The sequence below is a fragment of the Brevibacillus sp. GCM10020057 genome, assembly GCF_042683565.1.
Taxonomy (GTDB): Bacteria; Bacillota; Bacilli; order Brevibacillales; family Brevibacillaceae; genus Brevibacillus.
In genome coordinates this window covers 138,748-160,351 of sequence record NZ_JBHUJW010000041.1, presented here as the reverse complement: position 1 = coordinate 160,351, position 21,604 = coordinate 138,748, and the positions used below count along the sequence as shown (strand labels likewise).

The window sequence follows — 21,604 nt, the reverse complement described above, 5'->3', positions numbered from 1 at the left end:
AAAAATGAGCACCTTGTCGACCTGTCCATCGTATTTTTTCCCCCTTTTCCGGCAGGAACATAAAAGACACCTCTCTTGATTCGCCGAGGTGTCTATGCGCATGTTTACGCGCCTGTATAGCTGATCATCTGTACCCAGTCGGTGTTCAGCACGTTGCTTGAGCCCGTCGTCAACCGGCACCAGCCCAGCACGATGTATTTGCTGCCGGCGTTTCCTTTGACTACCGGTGCCGTATTTTCGATGATATCCCCTGCCTTCCAGTTGCCGGCGGTCGGCATCGCCGTGCCTTGCAGACGCTTGATCCCGTTCGCCATTGTTCCTTTGTAGACGACGCCGCCCACATTGATGCAAGTCGTCGCTCCTGATTCATCGACATAATGTCCCGTGCTGTTGTTGCTGTAGGAGACGTACGGGTTTCCGTTTGTCGGAAGCTGGCACATATGAAAGACTACGTTCGCGCCGTTCTGCACGATCTGGTTAAAGTTGTTGGCGATCGTCAGGCTGTACGTCCTGTCTGCCGGGTCAAAGGTCTGGTAATTCGGGAAGCGGCAGGCGTTGAACACGACGCGGGAATTTCCTGTCACGTAAATGATCGCAGACGTCCCGCGGGAGGGTGGCGCGCCATAAAGGTAGTAGGAGTAAAATCCGTTCACAACCCCGCTCGTATTTTCAAAATAGAGCACGTCGCCCTTGATGTCTTCCGCTCCGCAGCCGTTCAGCGTGATGCCGTTGCATTTTTTGAAGGAGTACGCGCGGGAAGCTCCGGACCTTACGTGATCGACGCCGCAGCTCGTAAACGTCGAGTACGCGAGCAAGGTGATGTCAAAGCCGACCTGCGCCGTGTTTGCCCAGACGCTGCTGGCGTGCAAAGTCGTGCCTGTCCCGTTGTTCGTTCCGTCGTCCTGCCAGCACAGGGCCGATACACAGTCCCGGACATAGAATCTGTCGATGGTTGTCATCCAGGAGTCATACGTGAAAAAGCCGTAATCGCAGGAGTAGGTTTGGATGTTACTGAAGGTGGCGTGCGTCGTGCGCGGTGCGTAAATGCCGTACCGTACGTGTTTGGGGGCGGTCGAGTAAAGGGTGAGATTCGAGAGAGAGGTGTTGTAGTTCGTGGTGTTGTCTGCATGGTCTACGAGGAAGAATGCATCCACATTGTAATCATCCGTGACTGCACCTCCCCGCGCCTTCCGGGTTTTGCCGCCGATCGTGGCGTTCGTCGTCTTTTCGATGATCGTGCAGGGGACGAAGCTGAACTTTCCGGTGTAAATATCATCGAGCACGACAGAGGAAATCGATGTCCCTGTGAGCACGACCCCCTGTGGCGGCAGCAGGATCGGCTTGCGTATTTTGAACCGCTGGATGGGAAAGACGACGACCCCCTGAATGTTCGATTCAAAGCCGTTGCTGCTATTGCTTGCTTTCTGTGTCACAGCATCCACGGCTCGCTGGATGGCGTCCGACCAGTCTTCGTTTGCTGTACCGACGTTCGTCGCAAACTGCTTGTAATCCGTGATCGAGACCACATTCGGCTGTGGCGTTATTATGCTCATCTATCTCCCCCCTTTTCTTGTCCTGAATTGGACCTGCTATACGATATGCGGCAAATCCGTTTTGGACACGGCTTCCTCCATTTTCCGCAGCCATCTGGCAACCGATTTGCAGGCAAAGGGCAAGGACACACCACCCATGAACGCGAGAAAAAGGCTGACTGCCGCAGCATCAGCCCTTTTTCCTGCGTGTCGTCTTCTATGAATCCTGTTTGGCCGCCTCTGGATGATTTTCCGGAACATTCCCGTTTCGGACCGCGTCGATTTCGCTTTTGATGCGGGATCGCTCCTCTGCCGACACCGCGTAGTAGTAGATTCCGTTTATCATTTCTCCCTTGCCGTTGATTTTCAGGACGTTCACCTGATCGAGCGCGCTTTTGTAATGAAACATGAGGTTTTTCATGTCGTCGAAGGTGAGGTTCGTCTTGACGCTCGCTCCGATATCCCCCAGCACTTCGTCCAGCTTGTTGACCGTGCTGATCTCCTTGGCCTTGTTCATCAATTGCTTCAGGATCAGCTGCTGGCGCTTGTTCCGGCCGAAATCCCCTTCCGGATCGTCGTGGCGCATCCGGGCGTACGCGAGCGCCTTTTTTCCGTCCAGGGCGACTTTCCCCTTCGGAAACGAAAAGCCTTCGTACTGGAAAGCCCGCTCGTTGTCCACCACGACTCCGCCGAGCGAGTCGATGATATGCAAAAAGCCTTCCATGTCCACTTTCACGTAGTAGTCGACAGGCGTGTCCAAGAAACTCTCGACTGTTCGCACCGTGGAAGCCATCCCGCCGAACGCGTAGGCGTGGTTGATTTTGTCCTGCTTGCCGATATTTGCGATCAGAGTGCGCGTATCGCGTGGGATGCTAAGCATCAGCGTCTTCTTCAGCACCGGGTTGCAGACCAGGTAAATGAGCGTATCGGAACGCCCCTCGTCCGTGCCGCGCTTGTCGACGCCGAACACCAAAATGGAGAGAGGCTTCTCCCCCTGCGGCACTTCCTTGGTCAACTGCTCGCCGGGCTCCGCTGTCTGCCCTGCTGCCGCCTGCAGCGATTGTGCCGACTGCACCTGCGGCGATGGCTGTGCAGGCGCCTGCCCCTGATCGCTCGGCCCCAAAGCCAATGGTTCGTAGATCGCGTTTGCGGTCTGCTCCACATTTTTGTAGAGCTGGTAAGCGTACAAGGAAGCTGCAGCAACGCCCATCCCCAGTACAACGAGTACGATTCGCATGACTTTTTTCATCCGCCAGTCTCTCCCTGTCCCGATCTTTGGACAACTCTCTACTCCTAGCGTATTCCGAATCACGGCAGCTGTTTACCGGAAGCGAAAAATTTGCGGGCGCACGCTGCGGACCGATGCGCGAGAGCAGCAATCCGTTCCGAATGAGAAAAAAAACAGCGATCGTGTTGGATCGCTGCCTCTCGCTGTCTGTCTTCACCCGACTATCTGCAGGTTGGGATTGTATCGTTTGACGTACTGGTAGATCGCATCGCCCTTCAGCTGGGTCTGCTCTGCCACGAGCGGCTGCCTGGCGAAATGAGCGGCGAGCTCCTCCTTGCCCCGCTCCAGACGCTTGCGGGCGACATCCGGCAGTGTCAGCACATGCGGCACCAGCACCTGGAAATACCAAACACCTTGATGCTCCTCGGAAACGTCGATTTCCAGCTCCATGTCGCTGCTCTCAAATGCGTACAGATGCGTGAACAACGCTTCCCGCTCAGCGGAGCTAAAGGGGGCGATGTCGACGCGGTACACGCTCAAGTAGTACTCTTCGTTAAACAGGACGATTTCCGGATCAATCACTTGATACGTTTTGGTTACCAGATCCATCGTACCTCCCTCATAGTACATGTCATATCCAGTAGCATACTATAAATTTGAATATTTAGGCAACTCAGTCGTGACCGTTTCCATCAAACCAACAACGGCGTCAAGCCAAACGAGATGAGCGCGACTGCTACGATTCGCATCGCCATGCCGACCAATGCAGCTGACAGCGCCTCCTTGGGCGTAAGGTCGGAGTTGGCTGACCAGATCGCCGGAATTTGCCCGAAGACGTCTGAAAGCGGCAGGCCCGAAGCTGCGAGCACGAAGGCCCCCACAACCATTCGCGGGTCGATCGTAGCGGCCATCTCTTTCAACTGTCCCATCGCCAGGGTTGGTGAAGCCATGATTGCCGTGATTCCCGTCTTTGGCTCGACGCCAATCCAGCTAAGGCCGGCGGAAAGGGTACTCTCAATCAGCTTCCACACCCCTGCGTAATCCAGCAGCCCAATGATCCCGAAGATTACGGCTGCCGCCGGGATGACCAGCAGAAACAGCAGCTCTGCACCTTCCTTTGCCCCGTTGAACAGCGTCGTAAAAAAGGGCGTACTCGGAGTAAACGAGGGAAGATCACGTAACGACACCGACTTGGTATCCCGGTAAATGGTCCGGCTCAAGATGAACGGCACCACAACGAGTGGGGCGAAAATAGCGAAGAACACAACAGGAAAAGCTTTGATACCGGCAACGGACAGGCAAAGGAGGCCGAGCATAAAACAGGAAAACGACTGCTGCGATTGCACCATAGTGGCGATTGCGATCTTTTGCTCGTCTTTCGTTGCCCCAGCCCGTCTCAAGATCGGTCCGCCGATTCGGCCAGCAGCGTTGATATCGCCGAGAATATTGTAAATGCCGGGGATGACCACGGACGGATTGACGTGGATCCGCTCTGTGATGGGCACAAAGATTCGCATCAGCGCGTCGGTAAAGCCCAGCCGTTCCAACATTCTCCCTGTCATCACACTAAGGATGATCGCGACCCCCACCGTCCCCATCAAAAACACGTCGACCACGATCGGCTTTACCCTGTTTAGCATCGCGGTAAAGGCATCGCCCAGCACGCTCGGTTGGAAAATCAAAAGCATCGTGACGGCTACGACCAGTCCCAGCCCCACCCATTCCATTTGGCTGAATGCTCTTTTCTGTACCTCCTGCTGAAGCGCATAGGCGCTTTTCAGTTGCTCTTGCGGTTTTGCCATTTCCTATTCCCCCTTTTGCAAGTATGGAGTATCGCTACACTTTCACTTTTTGAAGCAGATAGTGATTGGCCATCTTCTCTGCATATTCCCGGATTCGTTCCCCCCCCATTTCTCTTAGTGGTATAGAGGTCACCCTCTCGCGAAACACAACTACTTCCACGCCGGGAAGGAGCTTTTCCAGCGCATAAGCCAGAGGAAGGCCGTTCTCCAAAATCTCCAGAACATGGCAGTTTCCAAAGACGAGCTGCAACCCCATTCGCTTCGCCTCACGCACCAATTCGCTGTCGTCACGGACGCGGCTGATGGACGCAAGCACGGTGTCGATCTCGGGGAATTCCTCCTTGGCACGGCGTAAATGGGACGGAGAAAAGCCGGTGTGAGGGAAGATGTGCAGCACATGCTCGACGGGACTTTCTCGGCTGCCAAGCACGATTCTCCCTTGTGTGACCGCCGAAGCCTCGATTGCTGCTGCGCTTCCGCGGATTTCCTGCTCCATCTTCAGCAGCTCCTTTTCTTCTCCCAGTCCCATGAACGACTCCAGCCGCGAAAGGATGTCACCCAGCACGTTGATCTCGGGGAACACCGTCCCGACAAACAACACGTTTCCTTCCACGCCGCCGTAATGAATGTCCGCGTGCCGGACCTGGTGACCATGCAAAAAGGCGATGCCAGGATGAAGGCCGTGAAAAGCTTCATGCAGCTCCAGTACGGCCAGGCCAAAGAGACCCAGGTAGTTTTTCAGCGTTACCCCGCCCGAGCTTGCCGCATCGGCGATCGGGTGGTGGGCGACAATCGCGTCGACTCCGGTAGCAGCAGCGAGTTCGATGTCATGCTCCGAGAGGGTCATCGCCACTGCCAGTTTTTTCACCGGTTGAGCCGGATGGCCCCACACCAATCCCGGGTTCTCCAGCACCCTTTTTCCCCGGATACCGGAATCCTTCCAGATGGAAAAGGAATGATCCGGATCGGCATTGCTCACTCTTCCTCCTGATAATTTGTCTAGTGCCCGCACTACATCATGAACGGTTGTCATCTTGCCATCCTCCCTTTTATGGAAAATAAAAAGAGCCGACAGTACCAAACAAACAGGAAATGGAAAAAGCCAAATCCCGTTTATTTGCGTACTGACGGCCGTCCTGCACTCGTCGTCGAGTTCATTCTACCAGTCAGCTTTGCTTTTGGAGGTACGTCTCCACATTCCGCTCGAGTACCACTACGGTTGCCGACAGTTCGGTTTCCGGGTCGTAATCCTTGAGAATCGAGACCACCTTGATTTCGTACTTCGCTTCAAGCCGTTGTTTCAACTGCCCTTTAAACTCGTCGATCAAGAGAATGTCCATCATGCGAGTGAGCTCCCGATTCTTCTCATCGACCGAACGAATGGCGGGTACACGCCGATGGTAGGTCATGAACAAAATCCTATCCCCGACAAAATCGACGCGCAGTCGTGTGACTCCGATTTGAAACAGCTGCAGATTCACGTCATTGTAGACTTTCGTCAATTCCTGCTTTAACTGTCCTGCACTGATCACTAGCGGATTCATTTAGACCGCACCCCGTATGCTGCTGATTTCGAATAAGTTATTCCATACTATAATGGACAGGGGTACTATTGTCAATATTTTGACAAAAAATAAAATTCTGAATTGAAATAGGCGTGCTCAAAACAAACAGAAAAAACAGGGAAACCGCCTGTTCAGCGATTTCCCCCGTTATGCTCCACATTACAGCAGCGTAGACCCTTCCGCTACCGCCAGCGCATCTTCGCGGGTGATCAACACCGCACGGGCTTTGCCGCCGTTTTGTCCCGCGACGTAGCCATCCGCCTCCATCATCTCGATCAGACGGGCAGCCCGGTTGTAGCCGACCCGGAACCGGCGCTGCAGGGCGGATGCGGAAGCCTGGCCCTGCTCCGCCACGAAGACGAGCGCTTCCAGGTACAGCGGATCATCGCCTGCGTCGTACGACTGAACCTGCTGCTCCAAATCTTCCTTGCTGAACATGTACGAAGGCTTGCGCTGCCTTTTGATGACCTGGGTAATCCGTTCGATCTCGTCGTCCGATACGAAGTTCCCTTGCAAGCGGACCGGCGCCGTCCCGCTCTCGAGGAACAGCATGTCCCCGCGCCCCAGCAGCCGCTCTGCGCCTGACTGGTCGAGGATCGTGCGGGAGTCCACCTGGGAAAATACCGCGAACGCCAGACGAGTCGGCACGTTTGCCTTGATGTTCCCGGTGATGACATCGACAGACGGACGCTGCGTCGCCAGCAGCAGGTGAATCCCGCATGCGCGCGCCTTTTGGGCGATGCGAATTATGCAGTCTTCGACATCCTGCGGCGATACCATCATCAGGTCGGCCAGCTCGTCGATCACAATGACGATATACGGGAGCGTGTCATCCGTCGTCTGGTTGTATCGGTCAATATCCCGGACACCGGCGTCCACGAACAGCGCATACCGCTTCTCCATTTCCTCGACTGCCCATTTGAGGGCCGCTGTCGCCTGTTTCGCTTCCGTCACGACAGGCGTCACGAGATGCGGCAGGTGGTTGTACGGCGCCAGCTCGACCATTTTCGGGTCGATCAAAAGCAGCCGTACCTGTTCGGGAGTCGCCTTGTACAACAAGCTGACGATAATCGAGTTGATGCAGACGCTCTTCCCGGAACCGGTGGCGCCTGCGATCAATCCGTGCGGCATCTTTTTGATGTCGGCTACAATCGGCTCTCCGCCGATGTCCATGCCCAGCGCTACTGCCAGCGGCGAGCTGTGCTTCTGGAACTTGTCTGAGCCGATGATCGTGCTGATCATGACCGGGCGGCTTGTCAGGTTGGGCACCTCGATCCCGATCGCGTTGCGCCCCGGAATCGGCGCCTCGATGCGGATGTCCTTGGCCGCCAGGTTGAGCTTGATGTCATCGATCAGGCTGGTGATCTTGTTCACTTTCACCCCCGGAGCAGGCTGCAGCTCGAAGCGGGTAACAGACGGCCCTTTGACGATCCCGACCACTTGTGCGGAGACGTTGAAGTTGGACAGCGTCTCCTCCAGCAGCAGCTTTTGCAGTTGGGTGTGCTCGTCGTCGTCATCGCTTGGGACCTCGCCCGGATTGAGCAAATCCAGCGGCGGCAACACGTAAGCAGGCACCTGCTCGACCTGTGCTTGTGCGGCAGGCTCCACGGCGACAGCGGTGTGCGATGGAGCAGCCGCCGCCGTCTGTTCCAAGGTGGAAGCGGCCGCGGTGGAAACGACCGCTTGTTCCAGTGCAGGGGGGAAGGCCGGTTCTGTCAGAGCTGCTACTGGCTGTGCTGTCGCGGCAGTCGCCGGTTCCGAAGTGGAAGCCACTGGCTGCTCCGTTTCGGCAGTCTCCTGTTCTGACGCAGGAGTAACTAGCTGCTCTGTTGCGGCAATCTCCTGTTCCGTCGCGGGAGCAACCGGCTGCTCCGCTGCGGCAGTCTCCTGTTCCGTCGCGGAAGCCACTGGCTGCTCCGTTTCGGCAGTCTCACTTTCTGGAGTGTCTGCCTCCGCTCTATCCCCAACATCTGCCTGGTCCAGGTCACTCGAGAATGCTGCCGCCGGTTCCGGGCTGTCATCCAGCAGGTCAGCTCCGGCCCGCGCGATCAAGCGATTCACATCCCGCAGTTCGCCTGCGAAGTCAGTTGCCCCCAAGGCAGTCTCTGTCAGCTCCTGCTGCCCAGACCATGGCGCATCATCTGCCGCTTCATTCGCGACTGCTGCTTTCACAACGGCTGTCCCTGCACTTTTCTGGCTGTCTGTCTCCGCTCTCTGCGTTTCCAAATAAGCGGCCCAGACAGCAGCCTTCTCTGACGTTGACAATTCCGCGAGTGCGGTTTCTTTCGGGTCTGCCCGCAGCTCGTCACTCAGTTCCTGATTCGGTTCCTGCGGCAGCACAGTCGTCCACTCCTCGGTAGCAGATCGGGAGGGATCAAAACCGTCTGCAGCCAACTCTTCACCCGCAGCACCAATTGTGCCTTCTACTTCTCTCGATGCTTCGTCAGGCAGCGCTGCTTCGTCAGGCAGCTTTGCGTCCGCTGACAGCACTGCGTCGTCGGGCGCCAACACTTCAGCAGACTGCTCTGGCTGGGTTGACTGCTCTACGGCTTTCTCCAGCTGCTCCCACTGCTTCAGCTGGTTCAAATGCTCCTCCTGCTCGAGACGTGGATAGACAATCCCTGCTGTCGTATGAATCCGATGCTCTTCCTCGCGCGTCGCCGGCGTAATTTTGCCGTAGACCGGCGAGACGATCTCGGACGGCTTGTACGCTTTGCGCGGCTCATCCGGCTGGTGCGCCGCTCTCCGCTCCGGCCGCATTTCGGCTGGGCGGGCCGGATGATCGGAGGCTTTGCCGAAAGATGCCTTCGCTATTTCGCTGTTTCTGCGTGTCTCTGCACCTCTGCTGACGGCGGAGAGCGAAGTCAAATCCCGCTTGGCCACACCCGCGTCGCGATCTGCGCCCTGCTGGCGTTCGCGCGCAGGCTGCTTCTGTTCCATTCCCTCTGCCGGCTTGTCTTTTCTTCTTTTCTCCAGATAGTCATCAGGAACGACAGGAAAACGAAAGCGACGTTCCCTCTCCTGTCTGGACTCGTCGCCTGTCCGGCTGTATGCCCGCTCTTTCGGGTAGATGCTTTTTGTCTTTGCCTGGAGCTGACGGGGAGCAGGTTGTACCTTTGGACGAACGTCTTCTTCGTACGACTGTTCCTCTTCCCCCCGAAAAAAACTCATCAGCTTTTGAAGCCACAACCACATGTTGCAACGCCCTTTCTCTCGCAAACCATCTTTTCCCTCTCATCTTACCACGAAACCGCTGCGGTGTTGGCGAGATTGTGATTTTTTTCCGTTTTTGCGAAACTTTTTCGCTATTCAGACGTAGTACAAGGAAGTGACTGCAAAAAGATACATAGGGGAGGAACAGCACATGTTTTGGAAAAAAGGGAGCGCTCTGCTCGCTGCTGGTATGCTGATGCTTACCGGATGTTCAAGCGAAGCATCCTTGGTGCGCGACTCGTTCGTAGCGTCTGTCGAAAAACAAAACTACGATTTTCAAGGGACGCTGAAGCTGACCGGCGACATCGAAAAACTGCAAGCCGCGCTCGGGGCAACGGCCGAGCAAAAAGACGAGCAAGCCCTTGTGGCGGCACTCAAGGCAGGGGTAACCGCAAAAGGCTCCCAGTTGGATCGGAAAAACGCAAAAATCAACATTGAAGTCAACGACGACAAAGTGCTGCGCGACAAGAAGCTGTGGGACGGCGAAAAGAAGGCTTCCGTCGAGCTGATCCTCAGCGACGACAATTTCTTCGTCAAAACGCCGCTGGACAACAAATACTTGCAAGTCGCTGCACCTACGGCCGAGTTGATGGGCGGCTTGGGTCAAACGGGCGCAGACCCTGCCAAGCTGAAAGAGTACCGGGACAAAATGACTGACCTTGCGATTACTTTCCTGAAAAAATACATCGCCAAATACGGCTACACGCTCTCCGACGCCAAAAACCTCGGTGTAGAGACCGTCACGCTGCCAAACGGCGAAAAGACGCAGGCCACTCACGTGAACATCAAGATCGATGCCAAGGAACTCGTGAAGATGTTCTTCTACACAGCCAATGACGCTGTTGCGAGCAAAGAGGTCAAAGACTTTGCCATCGACTTGCTGGTGCTCGAAAGCTCCCTGGAGGAGGAACTGAATCCGGAGCTGGGCAAAACGACGGAAGCGGAAAAACGCGCCAATGCCGAAAAAACGGTGACTGAAGGACTCGCAGTTGCGAAGAAGTGGCTGGAGGAAACAGGCAAAGTGTACACGCCTGACAAGATCGTGGAAGAAATGAAAAAAGATGGCTTCCAGGGACTCGACTGGACCCTCGACTTCTACATCGACAACGCCAAAATGCCTGTTCACCAAAAGAGCGTGCTGAACGTCACTGTCCAGACGACGGATATGCCGCAACCGTTGACTCTCGGACTGGAAGCAGACGAGTACACGTACAACTTCGGAAAAGCGACCAAATACGAAATTCCTGGCAAAGACGCCGGATTGACCGTCGAACAGCTCTACGAAGACGAAAAAGCGATCGACAACTTCAGCGCGAAAGGCTTCCTGCGCCCGGTAGCAGAGAGGATGCTGGAGGAGTACAAATGGCAGAAGGAATGGGAAGCGGAGCTGGAGAAAGAGCAGCAAGCCGAAACCGTCACTCCGTAGCAAAAGCCTTGGAAAACCTGGTTGCGCCTGGCATTGACGCAGCCTCCGTCCCCAAAGGACACAAGTCTCGCTATGTTTCACCTGTTCCGGATAAGAAACGGATCGGATTTACAAAAAACAAGCACGGCGCCGCGAGCGTCGTGCTTGTTTGCATGTACTTCAGATTCAGATGATGCCTTTTTGCTGCAAATAATCGAGGACGGTTTGTACGGACTGCTCCACCGACCATTTTCCGCTCTCGATCACCAGCTCGGGTGCGACCGGTTCTTCATAGGGCGAGGAGATTCCCGTAAACTGGCCGATTTCACCCGCTCTCGCCTTCCCGTACAAACCTTTTACATCGCGCCGCTCGCATTCCTCCAGCGGGCATTTGACGTAAACCTCGATGAACTCGTCCTTTTCGACCAGGCTTCGCGCCAGATCGCGGTCTTCCTGGAACGGGGAAATAAAAGCCGTCAGCACGATGACTCCCGCATCGACGAACAGCTTGGCTACTTCCCCGATCCGGCGAATGTTTTCCTTCCTGTCCTCCGCTCCGAATCCAAGGCCGCGGTTGAGCCCGTGGCGGATGTTGTCTCCGTCCAGCACATAGCTGGAAAGCCCGCGCTGGTGCAGCTCGTGCTCCACCGCATTGGCGAGCGTCGACTTGCCTGCGCCGGACAGGCCGGTAAACCAGATCACGCAGCTTTTATGGCCGGCGCGCTTCTGCCGATCCTCCTTGGTGACCGTCGTAGCATGCCAGACGATGTTGGCGGTCAGTTCCTTCGACATCGCAATCCCCTCCTAGTCCCTGCTGCCGACGAGCGCCTGCAATCCTTCGATCAGGACGCGGGCCACTTCCGGACGGCTGAATTCAGGCGGCGGCGCTTCTTTGCGCGACAGCATTTCCCGCACTTTGGTGCCGGACAGCGCGACGTGATGCTCGGCGTCGTGCGGGCACGTCTTGTTCGAGGCCATATTGCCGCAAGTGCGGCAGAAAAAGCTGTTTTCAAAAAAGAGCGGTGTGATGCCCAGTTCTTCGGCGGTGAAGTTGCGGAAAATCAATTGAGCATCGTACGTGCCGTAGTAATTGCCCACTCCTGCATGGTCACGCCCGACGATGAAGTGCGTGCAACCGAAGTTTTTCCGCACCATGGCGTGAAAAATGGCTTCGCGCGGGCCTGCGTAGCGCATCGCCGCCGGGAATACGGCCAGCTGCACGCGGTTTTTCGGATAATATTTGTCGAGCAGCACCTGGTAACTCTTCATGCGCACGTCCGCCGGAATGTCATCTGCCTTGGTTTCTCCGACCAGCGGATTGAGGAACAGGCCGTCGACGATTTCCAGCGCGGATTTCTGAATGTATTCGTGGGCGCGGTGCACCGGATTGCGCGTCTGGAAGCCGACGACAGTCTTCCAGCCCTTCTCTGCAAACAGCGCACGCGTCTCGGCCGGATCGTAGTAGTGGCTGGCAAATTCGCCTTTTTCCGTCCGCCTCACCAGTGTGATGGGACCGCCGAGATAAACGGGCGGGCGCTCGAACAGCTTTTTCACCCCGGGGTGTTGGATGTCGTCCGTCCCGTATACATGACGCGCTTCCGCGACTTTGTCAGGGGTGTAAATGTCTGTGATGGTGAGCAAGCCGTACACCGTTCCCTGATGCTCCAGCCGCACCTGATCGCCCAGCGCCAGATTGCTTGCCACCGCCTCCGTCACTGGCAGCGTGATCGGGATGCTCCAGACCGTCCCGTCCGCCAGCCTCATCCGCTCCACTACGGATTCGTAATTGCTGCGATCCAGAAACCCTGTGATCGGGCTGTATCCGCCGATGGCGATCAGCTCCAGGTCCGAGAGCGCGAAGGCATCCAGCTCCACCGCTCTCGTCACCCCGGACCAATCTGCCTGCGGATCAAAACGATTGACCAAAATTCCACCATGAGGTGTGCTTCCACTCATTGCTCCCACTTCCTATCTTGTTGGTTGTACGCTGATGCGCCGATTACTTCGCCACATGAAGCCCGCACTCCGTTTTGCCGGCATGACCTGCCCATCTGCCTGCGCGGGGATCTTCTCCCGGTGCTACCGCTCGCGTGCAGGGCGCACACCCGATGCTCGGGTAATGTCGGTCGTGCAATTCGTTGTACGGCAGCTCAAAAGCGCGGATATACTGCCAGATCTCCTCGGACTTCCAATGGATAAGCGGACAAATCTTCAAAGATTCAAACTTCTCGTCGCGATTGACAAACTGCACGTGTGCCCGGGTATGGGACTGCTCCCGGCGCAGCCCGGACATCCACGCTGTCGCTCCCCTCAGCGCCTGGTCCATCGGCTCCACCTTGCGAAGCTGACAGCACAGATCCGGCTGACTTTTCCACAGCTCTTCCCCATATGCCGCAGCCTGCTCCGCCAGCGACAGCTTTGGCTCCTTGACCGTGATGCGCAGGTGCGGATAGCGCGTCCGCACTTTTTCGATCAGGTCGTACGTCTCCTGAAAATGCAGATGGGTGTCCAGAAAGATGATCGAAGCATCCTTTTTCACACCGCTGATCATGTCGATGAGCACCATCGCTTCCGCCCCGAAGCTGCAGGAGTAGATCAGCTCATCCCCGAACGTCTGATAAGCCCACTTGATGACATCCAACGTATCTCCCTTGGCCAGCTCCGCATTGATGGCTGCCAGCCTTTCGTCTGTTGCCGTAGCATAACTCCAATGGCTCATATGCCCCCTCCTTGATCATTGATGGAACTGTTCTCCCTGCGGATGAGACGAATCAGTACAACGAAGCCAAGCGTAGCGACAAAAACGCTGACAAGCGCAACCAGCATGTACAGATCCGACCGCATAAACACATGGACGAAAGCAAAGGAAACAACCAGAGAAGAGACGGGCGAAACGATCCAGACCATGATGATCTGCTTGATGATGCCTTTTTGCCACAGCTTGAACCCGTTTTCCGCCGTGCCAACCCCAAGGATGGCACATGTCGTCGCCTGGGTAAGCGGCACCGGAATCCCGAACAGGGAAGCTGCGATGACGAGCGTCCCCCCGGTAGCGGATACCGCGCTACCTTGCAGCAGCGACAGCGATGTAATTTTCTTCCCGTTCGTCTCCAGCACCTTGCCGCCCAGCCAGACACAGCCGACAGCAACCGCGACGCCGCCCAGCCATATGCCCGCAGTTGTATCCATCAAGCCGGCACCGACCAAAGGGCCGACTGCATTGGCCACGTTGTTCATCCCGGCCGAAAAGGCTTCATACACGCCACAGGCGACCAGGAGCCACCGCAGCCAGCGTTCGGCTGTCGTTCCCGGCTTTTGCAGGTTCGGATAACGGTGATTGACCCGGCGAATCAGCTTGCCTAAAAGGTACGCGCCGATGAAAGCGACGACCGGGACAAGCACCCAAAAGCTGACAATCACCAGCAATTTCAGTAAGTAAATGGACTGATAGGCGAGACCCACTCCGACGATCGAGCCGACCGTCACCTCGCTGGTCGAGAGGGGCACCCCCAGCAAGTTTGCCCCGAACAGCGTGATCGTGGCGGACGCCAGCACAATGACGACAGCCTCCACGTTCATGAGATTGGACGGAATAATCCCGCCGCTGATCGTTTTGACGACCTCACCGCCGCCCAAAACTGCGCCGAGCAGGGCAGCTACAGCTACCAGCACCATGGCGATCCGCTTGTTTTGCACGGCTCCGCTGCCGTAAGCTGCGCCCATCGATGCCGCTGTCCCGCTCGCTCCGATATTCATGGCAAAAAACAAAGCAATGGCAATTGCGACATAACTCCATCCCACGGGGTCGAACACCTCCCATCACGCCCGTTGACTATTATGAATAGAGGTGTACCGCACCTCGCATAGCTTGCAGCAAATCACATCCATCGCCTGCGCACTCGACGACTTCGCTCCAGCCCATTTCCTTCGCCCGGCGAATCGTGTCTGCGCCTGCGCAAAGTATTCGCCTCATCCGCCAGTCTGCACCGGCAAACCGGGACAAGGGAGCCAAGGCGTCCGGATCGTCTGTGGCAATCCAGTCGAATGAATCCGGGGCGAACCACTCCGCCGCCGGGTGGGTTTCATCCCAGTCAACAACACCTGCCTGCACGCGGTGAATCGCGATGCCAGGCGCGATCTGCATCACGCTGCTCTCGTTCCTGCTCACATGCAGCACCCGCTCGCCTCCCCAAAATGGCAACGCGCGCTGCAACGCGGCCGGAGAAGTCGGCTCCTCGAGCACGAACTGCGGGAATATCCCCCGCTCTTCCAAGGCATTCGCGGCTTGCTTCCCGCAGGCGACGATGTTCGACTGGAGACGGCGAACATCGAAGCGGCGCTTTGCCAGCCCCCGAAAAAAGGCAGCGACCTGGGGGGCACCGTCGAATACAAGCCAGGGATAGGCGGCGAAATCATCCGGCAGTCCCTGACTGGCGCCTATGGCAGGCGACTGCTCGCGGAGCGGAATGGGCCAGACTTCTGCCCCCAACCTTTCCAACTCTTGTGCGAGCGCTGACTCCCCCGCTTGCCCCGCAGCGACCGCCACTCGCTGTCCGAACAACGGCTTGCTCTCATACCAGTTCAGCGCGTCCCGCAGGCGGACGACTTCTCCGACCACGATGATGGCCGGTGCCTTAAAGCCTGCTTCCGCCACCTTTTGATCGATCGTCTCCAGCCTGCCGGTCAGCGTCTCTTGCTTGCCCAGCGTCCCCCAGCGAACGAGAGCGACAGGCGTATCCGGGGACTTGCCGCTGGCGAGGAGCTGCTCCTTGATCCGCGGGAGGTTTTTGACACCCATGTAGATGACCAGCGTCTCCACGGCTGCCAGAGCGGCCCAGTCCGGCTCCTTCCCGCTGTTTTTCTCGCACAGATGACCGGTAACGAAAGCAACCGACGAATTGAACTCCCGGTGCGTCAGCGGAATGCCCGCATAGAGCGGTACGGCCATGCCGGACGTGATCCCCGGCACGATCTCGTAGCGTACCCCGTGCGCCACGCAGACCTGCGCTTCTTCTCCGACTCGCCCGAACATGCTGGGGTCTCCCCCTTTCAGCCGAACCACGGTGTGGCCGCGCTGCGCTTCGCGGACCAGGAGAGAATTGATCTTCTCCTGGGGCAGCGTGTGCCGGTCCGCTTCCTTGCCGCAGTACACCAGCCGCGCACCCTCACGCACATGTGCGAGCAGCAGCGGATTGGCCAGGCGGTCGTAGACGACCACATCGGCCCGCCCGAGAGCCTCTTTCCCTCTGATCGTCAACAATTTGGGGTCGCCCGGTCCTGCCCCGACAAACACGACGCTGCCTGTTTTCATCGCGATCGCTCCCTTGCTGCCAGTTCTTTTCTGTCACTCGTCTGTCTAGTCGAAACGGGATGTCTCGATGACGTAGCCTACACCCTGCCGGCCGACCGGCTTCTTTTCCACCAGGCTAAGCTGCTTGATGCGTGGCGGCGCTACCGTATGCCGCAAGATGTTGTTTTCCGCCGCGCTGAAGGCTCGCTCATCCGATTTTGCGAGCACGATGACTGTCAATAGCCGCCCTTCCTCCAGCTCGGCCTCCAGTTTGTACAGATAGCTCTCTGTCTGCTCTTCCGCCATGATGTTCCCCTCGTTTCTTTTTCCCGCCAGTCTGTCTTACGCAGTCTGCAGGATAGAATCTACCTGTGCCTGAATCCGTTCCAGCCCGACCCGCTCCACGTAGCGCCAGTACGACTCACCCTCCAGGCGGTCCTCCTTGTAGAGCGTAATCAGCTGCGCCAGGAACGGTCCCAGCTTGTCAGCGGTGATGCGCGCGTTCAGCTTGCGGTTGAACTGCGGCTCTTCCAGCGTACCGCCTACGTGAATGTCGAACGCCTCCACCATTCCCTCTGGCGTCTTGACCAATGCCCCTTGCAGGCCGATGTCCGCGATTTGCCGCTGTCCGCACGAGTTCGGGCAGCCGATCATATGAATGCGCAGCGGTGTATCCAGCTCCAATACCTCATCCAGGTAAAGCGCGAGGGAGCGCATCCGTTCCTTCGTTTCGACGATCGCCAGGTTGCAGTATTCCGTGCCTGTGCAGGAGACGGCGTAACCGACGAAAGTGTTCGGCGTCAGCTTGAAGCGGTTGACGATCAGCGGCTCCTGCTGGAACGCTGCCACCTTTTCCTGCGGGATATTGCGAATCAGCACGTTCTGCGTGTTGCACGTACCGATTGTTCCGTCGCCGTACTCGTCAGCCAGTCGAGCCAGTTCCACCAGCTCTGCCGCATTCATGCGCCCGACCGGAACGGACAGCCCTGCGTAGTAGAGACCTGCCTGCTTCTGCTCGTGAATGCCGTAGAAATACCCGCCGTTCCAGCCGCGCAAGAGGTCTTCTCCCAACGGCTCAAGCTCGCCGACGAGCTTCACCAGCTCTTCCTTGAACTTCTCGGCTCCCCAGTCCGCCATGAGGAATTTCAGGCGGGCATGCGTCCGTTTTTGCCGGTAGCCGAAATCGCGGAACAGCGTGGTGACTCCTTCCGCCACTTTGACGACTTCTTCCGGTCGGACAAAAACGTCCAGCTTCTGCGCCAGGTATGGCTTGGCGGACAGCCCTCCGCCCACCCAGACGTGGAACCCGATGACTTCCTCCCCGGCGATCGTCTTTTTGGCCGGCGTAAACGCCAGGTCGTTGATTTGCGCATGGGCGGCGTTGTAAACATTGGCGGAGATGGACATCTTGTATTTGCGCGGCAGGTTGGAAAACTCCCTGTTCAAGAGGAAGAACTTTTCCAGCTCTGCGACGAGCGGCCGCGTGTCCAGCACCTCATGCGGGTCAATCCCTGCCAGCGGATTGCCCATGATCGTCCGCGGGCAGTCGCCACAGGCCTCGAACGAGGAAAGACCAACAGATGCGAGACGGTCGAAGATGTCGGCCAGCGTCTCCACGGTCAGCCAGTGAAACTGTACTGCCTGCCGGGTGGTCACATCCACGAGGTCGCGCCCGTAATCTTCGGCGATTTTGGCCAGGACGCGCGCCTGATCGCTGCTTAGAATGCCGCCGGGAATCCGCACGCGCATCATGAAGTGGCCGTCTTTAGGGCGCTGCTGATAGACGCCAGCCCATTTGAAACGGTCCATGTCAGAAGGTTCAATCGATTGAAAACCTTCTTTGGAATACTTGTTCACGATCGTCTCGATGACATCCAGGCCGTCTTTTTCAAGCTTCGTGAGCTCCATTTTGTTCAGGGACGGATCATCTGCCCACTTCCACTGTTTTCTCTCTGCCATTTACATACACGCTCCTTTGCGTAAAGAGATCATTTCGTAAGGCGGCACGCACCGATTGCGTAATCCATTCTGCCATCAGCGGGTGTGGCAGGTAGGCGCTGCCGTCATAGCGGAAAGGCAAGCCTTCCAGCCTTTGCGGAATCGCCCTGCGGGTAAAGTACCCCTGGCTGACGAACAAGGGGACGACGATGAGATCGCCGCTTTCGGCAAGCGCACAGGCTTGTTCCCGCAGCGTGTCCGGACGCAGCGTGCCATAGCCTGCAGCCGCGAACAAAAAGCGGTTTTGCAGTCGAAGCGTCAGCCGCTGCAGGAGCCGCTCCCACTTCGCCTGGCCGCTGCTCGACACGTTGCCATGGCCGACAAGCAGCAGGGCTTCCGAGCGCGGATTGACCGTGAGTGCCTGTACGCGCTCCGTCACGATCTTTTCCACGACCGGATGATCCTCCAATGGAGAACACCACAGGGTCCTCGCCCGCGACTCGCGCACAGCCAGCGCTTCCTCCTGCGCCCCCGGCTCGAGTCCCAGCATGGCGCGAATCTCTGTGACGTGAGAACTGCCTGCCGTCACAAACAGCGGAACGGTCACGATGCGTCTTGCGCCGGCTTTCTCCAGACAGATCCATTCGTCTGCGATGCTGCGGCCCTCGACCCCGCCGAGAAAGGCAACCCGGACAGGCAAGTCGAGACAGCATTGCCGAACGGCCGATTCGACCAGCTCTACCCACTCCGGATCAGGCGAACCATGGGCAATCAACAGGACCGCGGTCTTCTCCATGGAACTCCCTCCTTATTCCACTCTCATTTATAAATCATATTTGTTTACTCGGGATTATAATAGGCTTCCTTGGCCCCGTCAACTATGAAAAATATTTCATTTCGGCATAATATTTTGAACCGGGTGATTTCCGGGCGTTTCTTCACGTATTGGAAAAAACTTTGTTCACGCAGTCTCCGGATCTGCGGATAAATTTGCATAATAAAAAAGACCGGCGGACGGCGCAATTGGCCGACTAAGCCGGGCATGATGCAAAATGACCTTTCCCGATTTCAGGCAGTGTCTGACTGGCTCCTAGTAGCTGATGAGCGCCGCCATCAGCAGGCCTGCCGCAATGCTCAGACGAGAGGCGAAAATACCTACGGATAGCTTGCCATTCGGAATTTCGGACACGACCTTGAACGGGGTGACCCATTCAAATAGAGCGTCGTGCCGCAGTCTTCTTCATGCCAGTCGAGCGAGCTGAACCAGATGTGCTCCGACCGCCATCCCTGCCTGCGATACGCTGCGAGCAGCTGCGCAAAGGCTGGCGCGATCTGGGCGTCCATCCCTTCGTTCGGGTCCTGCATGCCAAAAAAGCGGCAGGCGGGCCCGTTTGCGTAAAAGGCTTCGACGATTCCCGTAGGCGTGTCGCTGTTGAACTCCAGCATTTTGATCCCTTCTGCCGTCTCGGCAAAGTCGAACCGTCCGATGACCGTGGGGAGTTTGCGCGATACTGCCGTCCGGACCGCCTGCAGCGCCTGCGCGGGCACGCCCAGTTCGCATAATAATGAATCTTCTGCCTGCTGCAGCACCGGCAGCACTCTTGCAAAAATGGCTCCGAGCCGGTCCGTCGCCTCCGCCACCTCCTGGCGAAATGCGCGCGTGATGCGATGCGCGTCAGCCAGCGCGTACTCCTCCCCGTATATCCGGTCCCAGGTAAACACGCCCTCCTCGCGCATCGGCCCGTACAGCCGTTCCCGCTTCTGCAAATATGGCATCATGGTCATCTCCTGCTTACCCCGAGCTTGCAAATGCAGCAGGGCATCGTCATCGTCCTTGAAGTAGTACGTATGTACCAGCGGATAGATCGCCGTACCCTCTCTGTACTCGCGCAGCTCCATCTGGATGCTGCCCCATCTCGCCGAAGCCGTATGTGCGTAATCGAGCGCCTGTTCCTCCGTCGAGCGCTTGACGTAGATGACGTAGCATTCCGGCTCCACGGCGCACGACGTCTTTTCGTAGACGACATGCCCCTTGACGAGATAATCGCAGGCGAAGCGCAAGGATACCTCATCCTTGTCAATGCGGTCGTAGAAAAACAGGACGGGATATCCCCTCGCCTCATCCAGCAATCGATATTCCAACCGCGCCATCGTCTTTCCTCCCTCTTTCCAGCATTCAAAACCTCCAAAAATATACGAATCTGTAAATATTCGGTTTTCACATACGCAAAAAAATCGGCAGATCGGCGTAACTGCCGCTGCCGGAGTCCATAGCGCCTGCTCCTACTCCTGGATCATGCCGCGAATGGTTTCATGCAAATGCCCGTTGCTCGCCAGCAGGGAACGAACACTGTCCTGCCGGAAAGCCTCGTGCCGATACGGATTGCCCTGCCAGTCCGTGATCGTGGCTCCGGCTTCCCGGGCGATCACGATGCCTGCAGCCACATCCATGATTCCCGAGCGCTGCATGACCACGTAGTCCAGCCAGCCGTTGGCGAGCAGGCACCAGTCCAGAGCTGGCGCCACGTTGCGCAGCAAACGCTTGGTGTTCATCACAAATGGCTCGGTAAAGGCCAGCTCCTGTTCTTTCGTCACCGTGTTTCTCCCCCGGATGTATGTCCCCACCGCCCGGGTCACGTCGGTGCGGTCGTTGACACTGAGGCGCTTGCCGTTCAGGTAGGCACCGTTTCCTTTTTCCGCCCAGAACATTTGGCCCGCTACCGGGTTGTAGACGACGCCCAGCACCAGCTCGCCCTGATGCTGCAAGGCGATCGAGACAGAAAAGTAAGGGAGGCCGATGAAGTAGTTATTCGTGCCGTCAAGCGGGTCGACGATCCACAAATACTCCTCATCCCGGGAAACCATCCCGACCTCCTCGGAAAAAATCGTATGCGCCGGGAAATGGCGGTGGAGCACCTCGATGATGCGCCGCTCGCTCTCCTTGTCCTCCGGCAGTTTCACGTCGTTGTGCAGCTCCTCGTCCGGCACGAGCTGCTCCAAAAACCGCTCCTTCAAGTACGCCCCGGCTACATTCGCCGCTTCCTTGGCAATCTCCAGCATCTGTCTTCTCTCCTTCTTTTCTCTCATGATCCATTGATTTCACTTGCGCACCTGTCTGCACCCTGACTATGATAGAAAGATACCCGATCGGCCACCACGACAGGAGGGGATATGAAATGAACAGCGACTTCATCCGCTTGAAAAACATGGAAGGCGAGCTGAAGTTCTCCCAGATGAACCATAGCCTTGGTTGCTCCGTGACCAGCAAGGAGCTGGTATTCTTCAAGCCCCACATGACTTATCACCTGTTCCTGCACGACATCGTCAGCATGGTGCCGGTCAAGCTCGACACACCCCCGGTCTCGTTCCGCTATCAGAGCGAGACGATCCACTCCACCTTTGGCTCCGACTACTACAAGCTCGTGGTCAAATGGGCGCGGGTTGTCTCCCGTTCCGGCATCGTCGAGCACGAGAACATGGAGTTCATCGTGCCGCTCTCGTCTAAAGTGCTGTCCTACATCTCGCAATACAGCGGCCTTGTCGCCATCAAGTGAGGCAAGAGTGTTCCCGTCATCGCCTGGAGATGTCCAAATGTACAGTCAGACCAGACCATCGCCCGAAACCTCTCTCC

18 protein-coding genes and 2 pseudogenes are annotated in these 21,604 nt (G+C 57.1%); 2 read left to right on the top strand and 18 right to left on the bottom strand.

Features of this window, described 5'->3' with window-relative positions:
* Positions 1-104 precede the first annotated feature (104 nt).
* The 7 genes from ACFSO0_RS12740 to ACFSO0_RS12710 form a co-directional block, all read right to left on the bottom strand.
* On the bottom strand, positions 105-1,553 hold the full coding sequence (locus ACFSO0_RS12740; protein WP_376880792.1) for a hypothetical protein: 1,449 nt from the start codon (positions 1,551-1,553) through the stop codon (positions 105-107).
* 196 nt (positions 1,554-1,749) lie between these two features.
* Positions 1,750-2,781, bottom strand: coding sequence for an LCP family glycopolymer transferase (locus tag ACFSO0_RS12735; protein WP_376880789.1), 1,032 nt, complete (start codon positions 2,779-2,781; stop codon positions 1,750-1,752).
* Between the two features lie 192 nt (positions 2,782-2,973).
* Positions 2,974-3,369, bottom strand: a complete 396-nt coding sequence (locus ACFSO0_RS12730) for a glycoside hydrolase family protein (RefSeq protein WP_376880786.1) — start codon at positions 3,367-3,369, stop codon at positions 2,974-2,976.
* 83 nt (positions 3,370-3,452) lie between these two features.
* Entirely contained in the window at positions 3,453-4,562 is a 1,110-nt protein-coding gene (locus ACFSO0_RS12725) for a hypothetical protein (protein WP_376880784.1), read from the bottom strand.
* Positions 4,563-4,596: 34 nt separating this feature from the next.
* Positions 4,597-5,595 carry a Nif3-like dinuclear metal center hexameric protein gene (locus ACFSO0_RS12720; protein WP_376880781.1) on the bottom strand — a complete coding sequence of 333 codons (999 nt, stop codon included), beginning with the start codon at positions 5,593-5,595 and terminating at the stop codon, positions 4,597-4,599.
* Between the two features lie 133 nt (positions 5,596-5,728).
* On the bottom strand, positions 5,729-6,106 hold the full coding sequence (locus tag ACFSO0_RS12715) for a Na-translocating system protein MpsC family protein (RefSeq protein WP_376880778.1): 378 nt from the start codon (positions 6,104-6,106) through the stop codon (positions 5,729-5,731).
* 180 nt (positions 6,107-6,286) lie between these two features.
* Complete coding sequence (locus tag ACFSO0_RS12710) at positions 6,287-9,322, bottom strand: DNA translocase FtsK (RefSeq protein ID WP_376880776.1); 3,036 nt, start codon at positions 9,320-9,322, stop codon at positions 6,287-6,289.
* 169 nt (positions 9,323-9,491) lie between these two features.
* Here ACFSO0_RS12710 and ACFSO0_RS12705 point away from each other — a divergent pair, with 169 nt between their 5' ends.
* Entirely contained in the window at positions 9,492-10,766 is a 1,275-nt protein-coding gene (locus ACFSO0_RS12705) for a hypothetical protein (protein WP_376880773.1), read from the top strand.
* 165 nt (positions 10,767-10,931) lie between these two features.
* Here ACFSO0_RS12705 and cysC read toward each other — a convergent pair whose 3' ends face one another.
* From cysC to ACFSO0_RS12650, 11 genes and pseudogenes are all read right to left on the bottom strand, one after another.
* Complete coding sequence (gene cysC / locus ACFSO0_RS12700; protein ID WP_376880771.1) at positions 10,932-11,537, bottom strand: adenylyl-sulfate kinase; 606 nt, start codon at positions 11,535-11,537, stop codon at positions 10,932-10,934.
* Between the two features lie 12 nt (positions 11,538-11,549).
* On the bottom strand, positions 11,550-12,701 hold the full coding sequence (gene sat / locus ACFSO0_RS12695) for a sulfate adenylyltransferase (protein ID WP_376880768.1): 1,152 nt from the start codon (positions 12,699-12,701) through the stop codon (positions 11,550-11,552).
* A 43-nt stretch (positions 12,702-12,744) separates the two neighbouring features.
* The gene (locus ACFSO0_RS12690; RefSeq protein WP_376880765.1) at positions 12,745-13,464 is read right to left on the bottom strand and encodes a phosphoadenylyl-sulfate reductase; all 720 of its coding nucleotides are present in this window, start codon (positions 13,462-13,464) and stop codon (positions 12,745-12,747) included.
* A complete protein-coding gene (locus ACFSO0_RS12685; RefSeq protein WP_376880763.1) occupies positions 13,461-14,546 on the bottom strand; it encodes a sulfate permease in 1,086 nt (361 codons plus the stop codon). Before ACFSO0_RS12685 ends, ACFSO0_RS12690 begins: the two co-directional genes overlap by 4 nt.
* 34 nt (positions 14,547-14,580) lie before the next feature.
* Positions 14,581-16,056, bottom strand: coding sequence for a uroporphyrinogen-III C-methyltransferase (cobA, locus tag ACFSO0_RS12680; RefSeq protein WP_376880761.1), 1,476 nt, complete (start codon positions 16,054-16,056; stop codon positions 14,581-14,583).
* Between the two features lie 45 nt (positions 16,057-16,101).
* Positions 16,102-16,341: a DUF3906 family protein gene (locus tag ACFSO0_RS12675; protein ID WP_376880758.1), complete on the bottom strand. Its 240-nt coding sequence runs from the start codon at positions 16,339-16,341 to the stop codon at positions 16,102-16,104.
* A 36-nt stretch (positions 16,342-16,377) separates the two neighbouring features.
* Positions 16,378-17,994 carry a nitrite/sulfite reductase gene (locus tag ACFSO0_RS12670; protein ID WP_376880756.1) on the bottom strand — a complete coding sequence of 539 codons (1,617 nt, stop codon included), beginning with the start codon at positions 17,992-17,994 and terminating at the stop codon, positions 16,378-16,380.
* Positions 17,960-18,769: a sirohydrochlorin chelatase gene (locus ACFSO0_RS12665; protein ID WP_376880754.1), complete on the bottom strand. Its 810-nt coding sequence runs from the start codon at positions 18,767-18,769 to the stop codon at positions 17,960-17,962. Before ACFSO0_RS12665 ends, ACFSO0_RS12670 begins: the two co-directional genes overlap by 35 nt.
* 294 nt (positions 18,770-19,063) lie before the next feature.
* A pseudogene (locus ACFSO0_RS12660) lies at positions 19,064-19,192 on the bottom strand (DUF350 domain-containing protein); the annotation flags it as partial.
* 50 nt (positions 19,193-19,242) lie between these two features.
* Positions 19,243-19,710: pseudogene (locus ACFSO0_RS12655) on the bottom strand (glutathionylspermidine synthase family protein); the annotation flags it as partial.
* Positions 19,711-20,256: 546 nt separating this feature from the next.
* Positions 20,257-21,033: an inositol monophosphatase family protein gene (locus ACFSO0_RS12650; protein WP_376880751.1), complete on the bottom strand. Its 777-nt coding sequence runs from the start codon at positions 21,031-21,033 to the stop codon at positions 20,257-20,259.
* A 116-nt stretch (positions 21,034-21,149) separates the two neighbouring features.
* On the opposite strand from ACFSO0_RS12650, the gene ACFSO0_RS12645 reads away from it, so the two are divergent.
* On the top strand, positions 21,150-21,527 hold the full coding sequence (locus ACFSO0_RS12645; RefSeq protein WP_376880748.1) for a hypothetical protein: 378 nt from the start codon (positions 21,150-21,152) through the stop codon (positions 21,525-21,527).
* The last annotated feature ends 77 nt before the right edge of the window (positions 21,528-21,604 follow it).

Excerpts from the sequence above, each read along its gene's own strand:
- ACFSO0_RS12740 (WP_376880792.1), bottom strand. The coding sequence starts at position 1,553 with ATGAGCATAATAACGCCACAGCCGAATGTGGTCTCGATCACGGATTAC.
- ACFSO0_RS12735 (WP_376880789.1), bottom strand. The coding sequence starts at position 2,781 with ATGAAAAAAGTCATGCGAATCGTACTCGTTGTACTGGGGATGGGCGTT.
- ACFSO0_RS12730 (WP_376880786.1), bottom strand. The coding sequence starts at position 3,369 with ATGGATCTGGTAACCAAAACGTATCAAGTGATTGATCCGGAAATCGTC.
- ACFSO0_RS12725 (WP_376880784.1), bottom strand. The coding sequence starts at position 4,562 with ATGGCAAAACCGCAAGAGCAACTGAAAAGCGCCTATGCGCTTCAGCAG.
- ACFSO0_RS12720 (WP_376880781.1), bottom strand. The coding sequence starts at position 5,595 with ATGACAACCGTTCATGATGTAGTGCGGGCACTAGACAAATTATCAGGA.
- ACFSO0_RS12715 (WP_376880778.1), bottom strand. The coding sequence starts at position 6,106 with ATGAATCCGCTAGTGATCAGTGCAGGACAGTTAAAGCAGGAATTGACG.
- ACFSO0_RS12710 (WP_376880776.1), bottom strand. The coding sequence starts at position 9,322 with ATGTGGTTGTGGCTTCAAAAGCTGATGAGTTTTTTTCGGGGGGAAGAG.
- ACFSO0_RS12705 (WP_376880773.1), top strand. The coding sequence starts at position 9,492 with ATGTTTTGGAAAAAAGGGAGCGCTCTGCTCGCTGCTGGTATGCTGATG.
- cysC (WP_376880771.1), bottom strand. The coding sequence starts at position 11,537 with ATGTCGAAGGAACTGACCGCCAACATCGTCTGGCATGCTACGACGGTC.
- sat (WP_376880768.1), bottom strand. The coding sequence starts at position 12,701 with ATGAGTGGAAGCACACCTCATGGTGGAATTTTGGTCAATCGTTTTGAT.
- ACFSO0_RS12690 (WP_376880765.1), bottom strand. The coding sequence starts at position 13,464 with ATGAGCCATTGGAGTTATGCTACGGCAACAGACGAAAGGCTGGCAGCC.
- cobA (WP_376880761.1), bottom strand. The coding sequence starts at position 16,056 with ATGAAAACAGGCAGCGTCGTGTTTGTCGGGGCAGGACCGGGCGACCCC.
- ACFSO0_RS12675 (WP_376880758.1), bottom strand. The coding sequence starts at position 16,341 with ATGGCGGAAGAGCAGACAGAGAGCTATCTGTACAAACTGGAGGCCGAG.
- ACFSO0_RS12670 (WP_376880756.1), bottom strand. The coding sequence starts at position 17,994 with ATGGCAGAGAGAAAACAGTGGAAGTGGGCAGATGATCCGTCCCTGAAC.
- ACFSO0_RS12665 (WP_376880754.1), bottom strand. The coding sequence starts at position 18,769 with ATGGAGAAGACCGCGGTCCTGTTGATTGCCCATGGTTCGCCTGATCCG.
- ACFSO0_RS12650 (WP_376880751.1), bottom strand. The coding sequence starts at position 21,033 with ATGCTGGAGATTGCCAAGGAAGCGGCGAATGTAGCCGGGGCGTACTTG.
- ACFSO0_RS12645 (WP_376880748.1), top strand. The coding sequence starts at position 21,150 with ATGAACAGCGACTTCATCCGCTTGAAAAACATGGAAGGCGAGCTGAAG.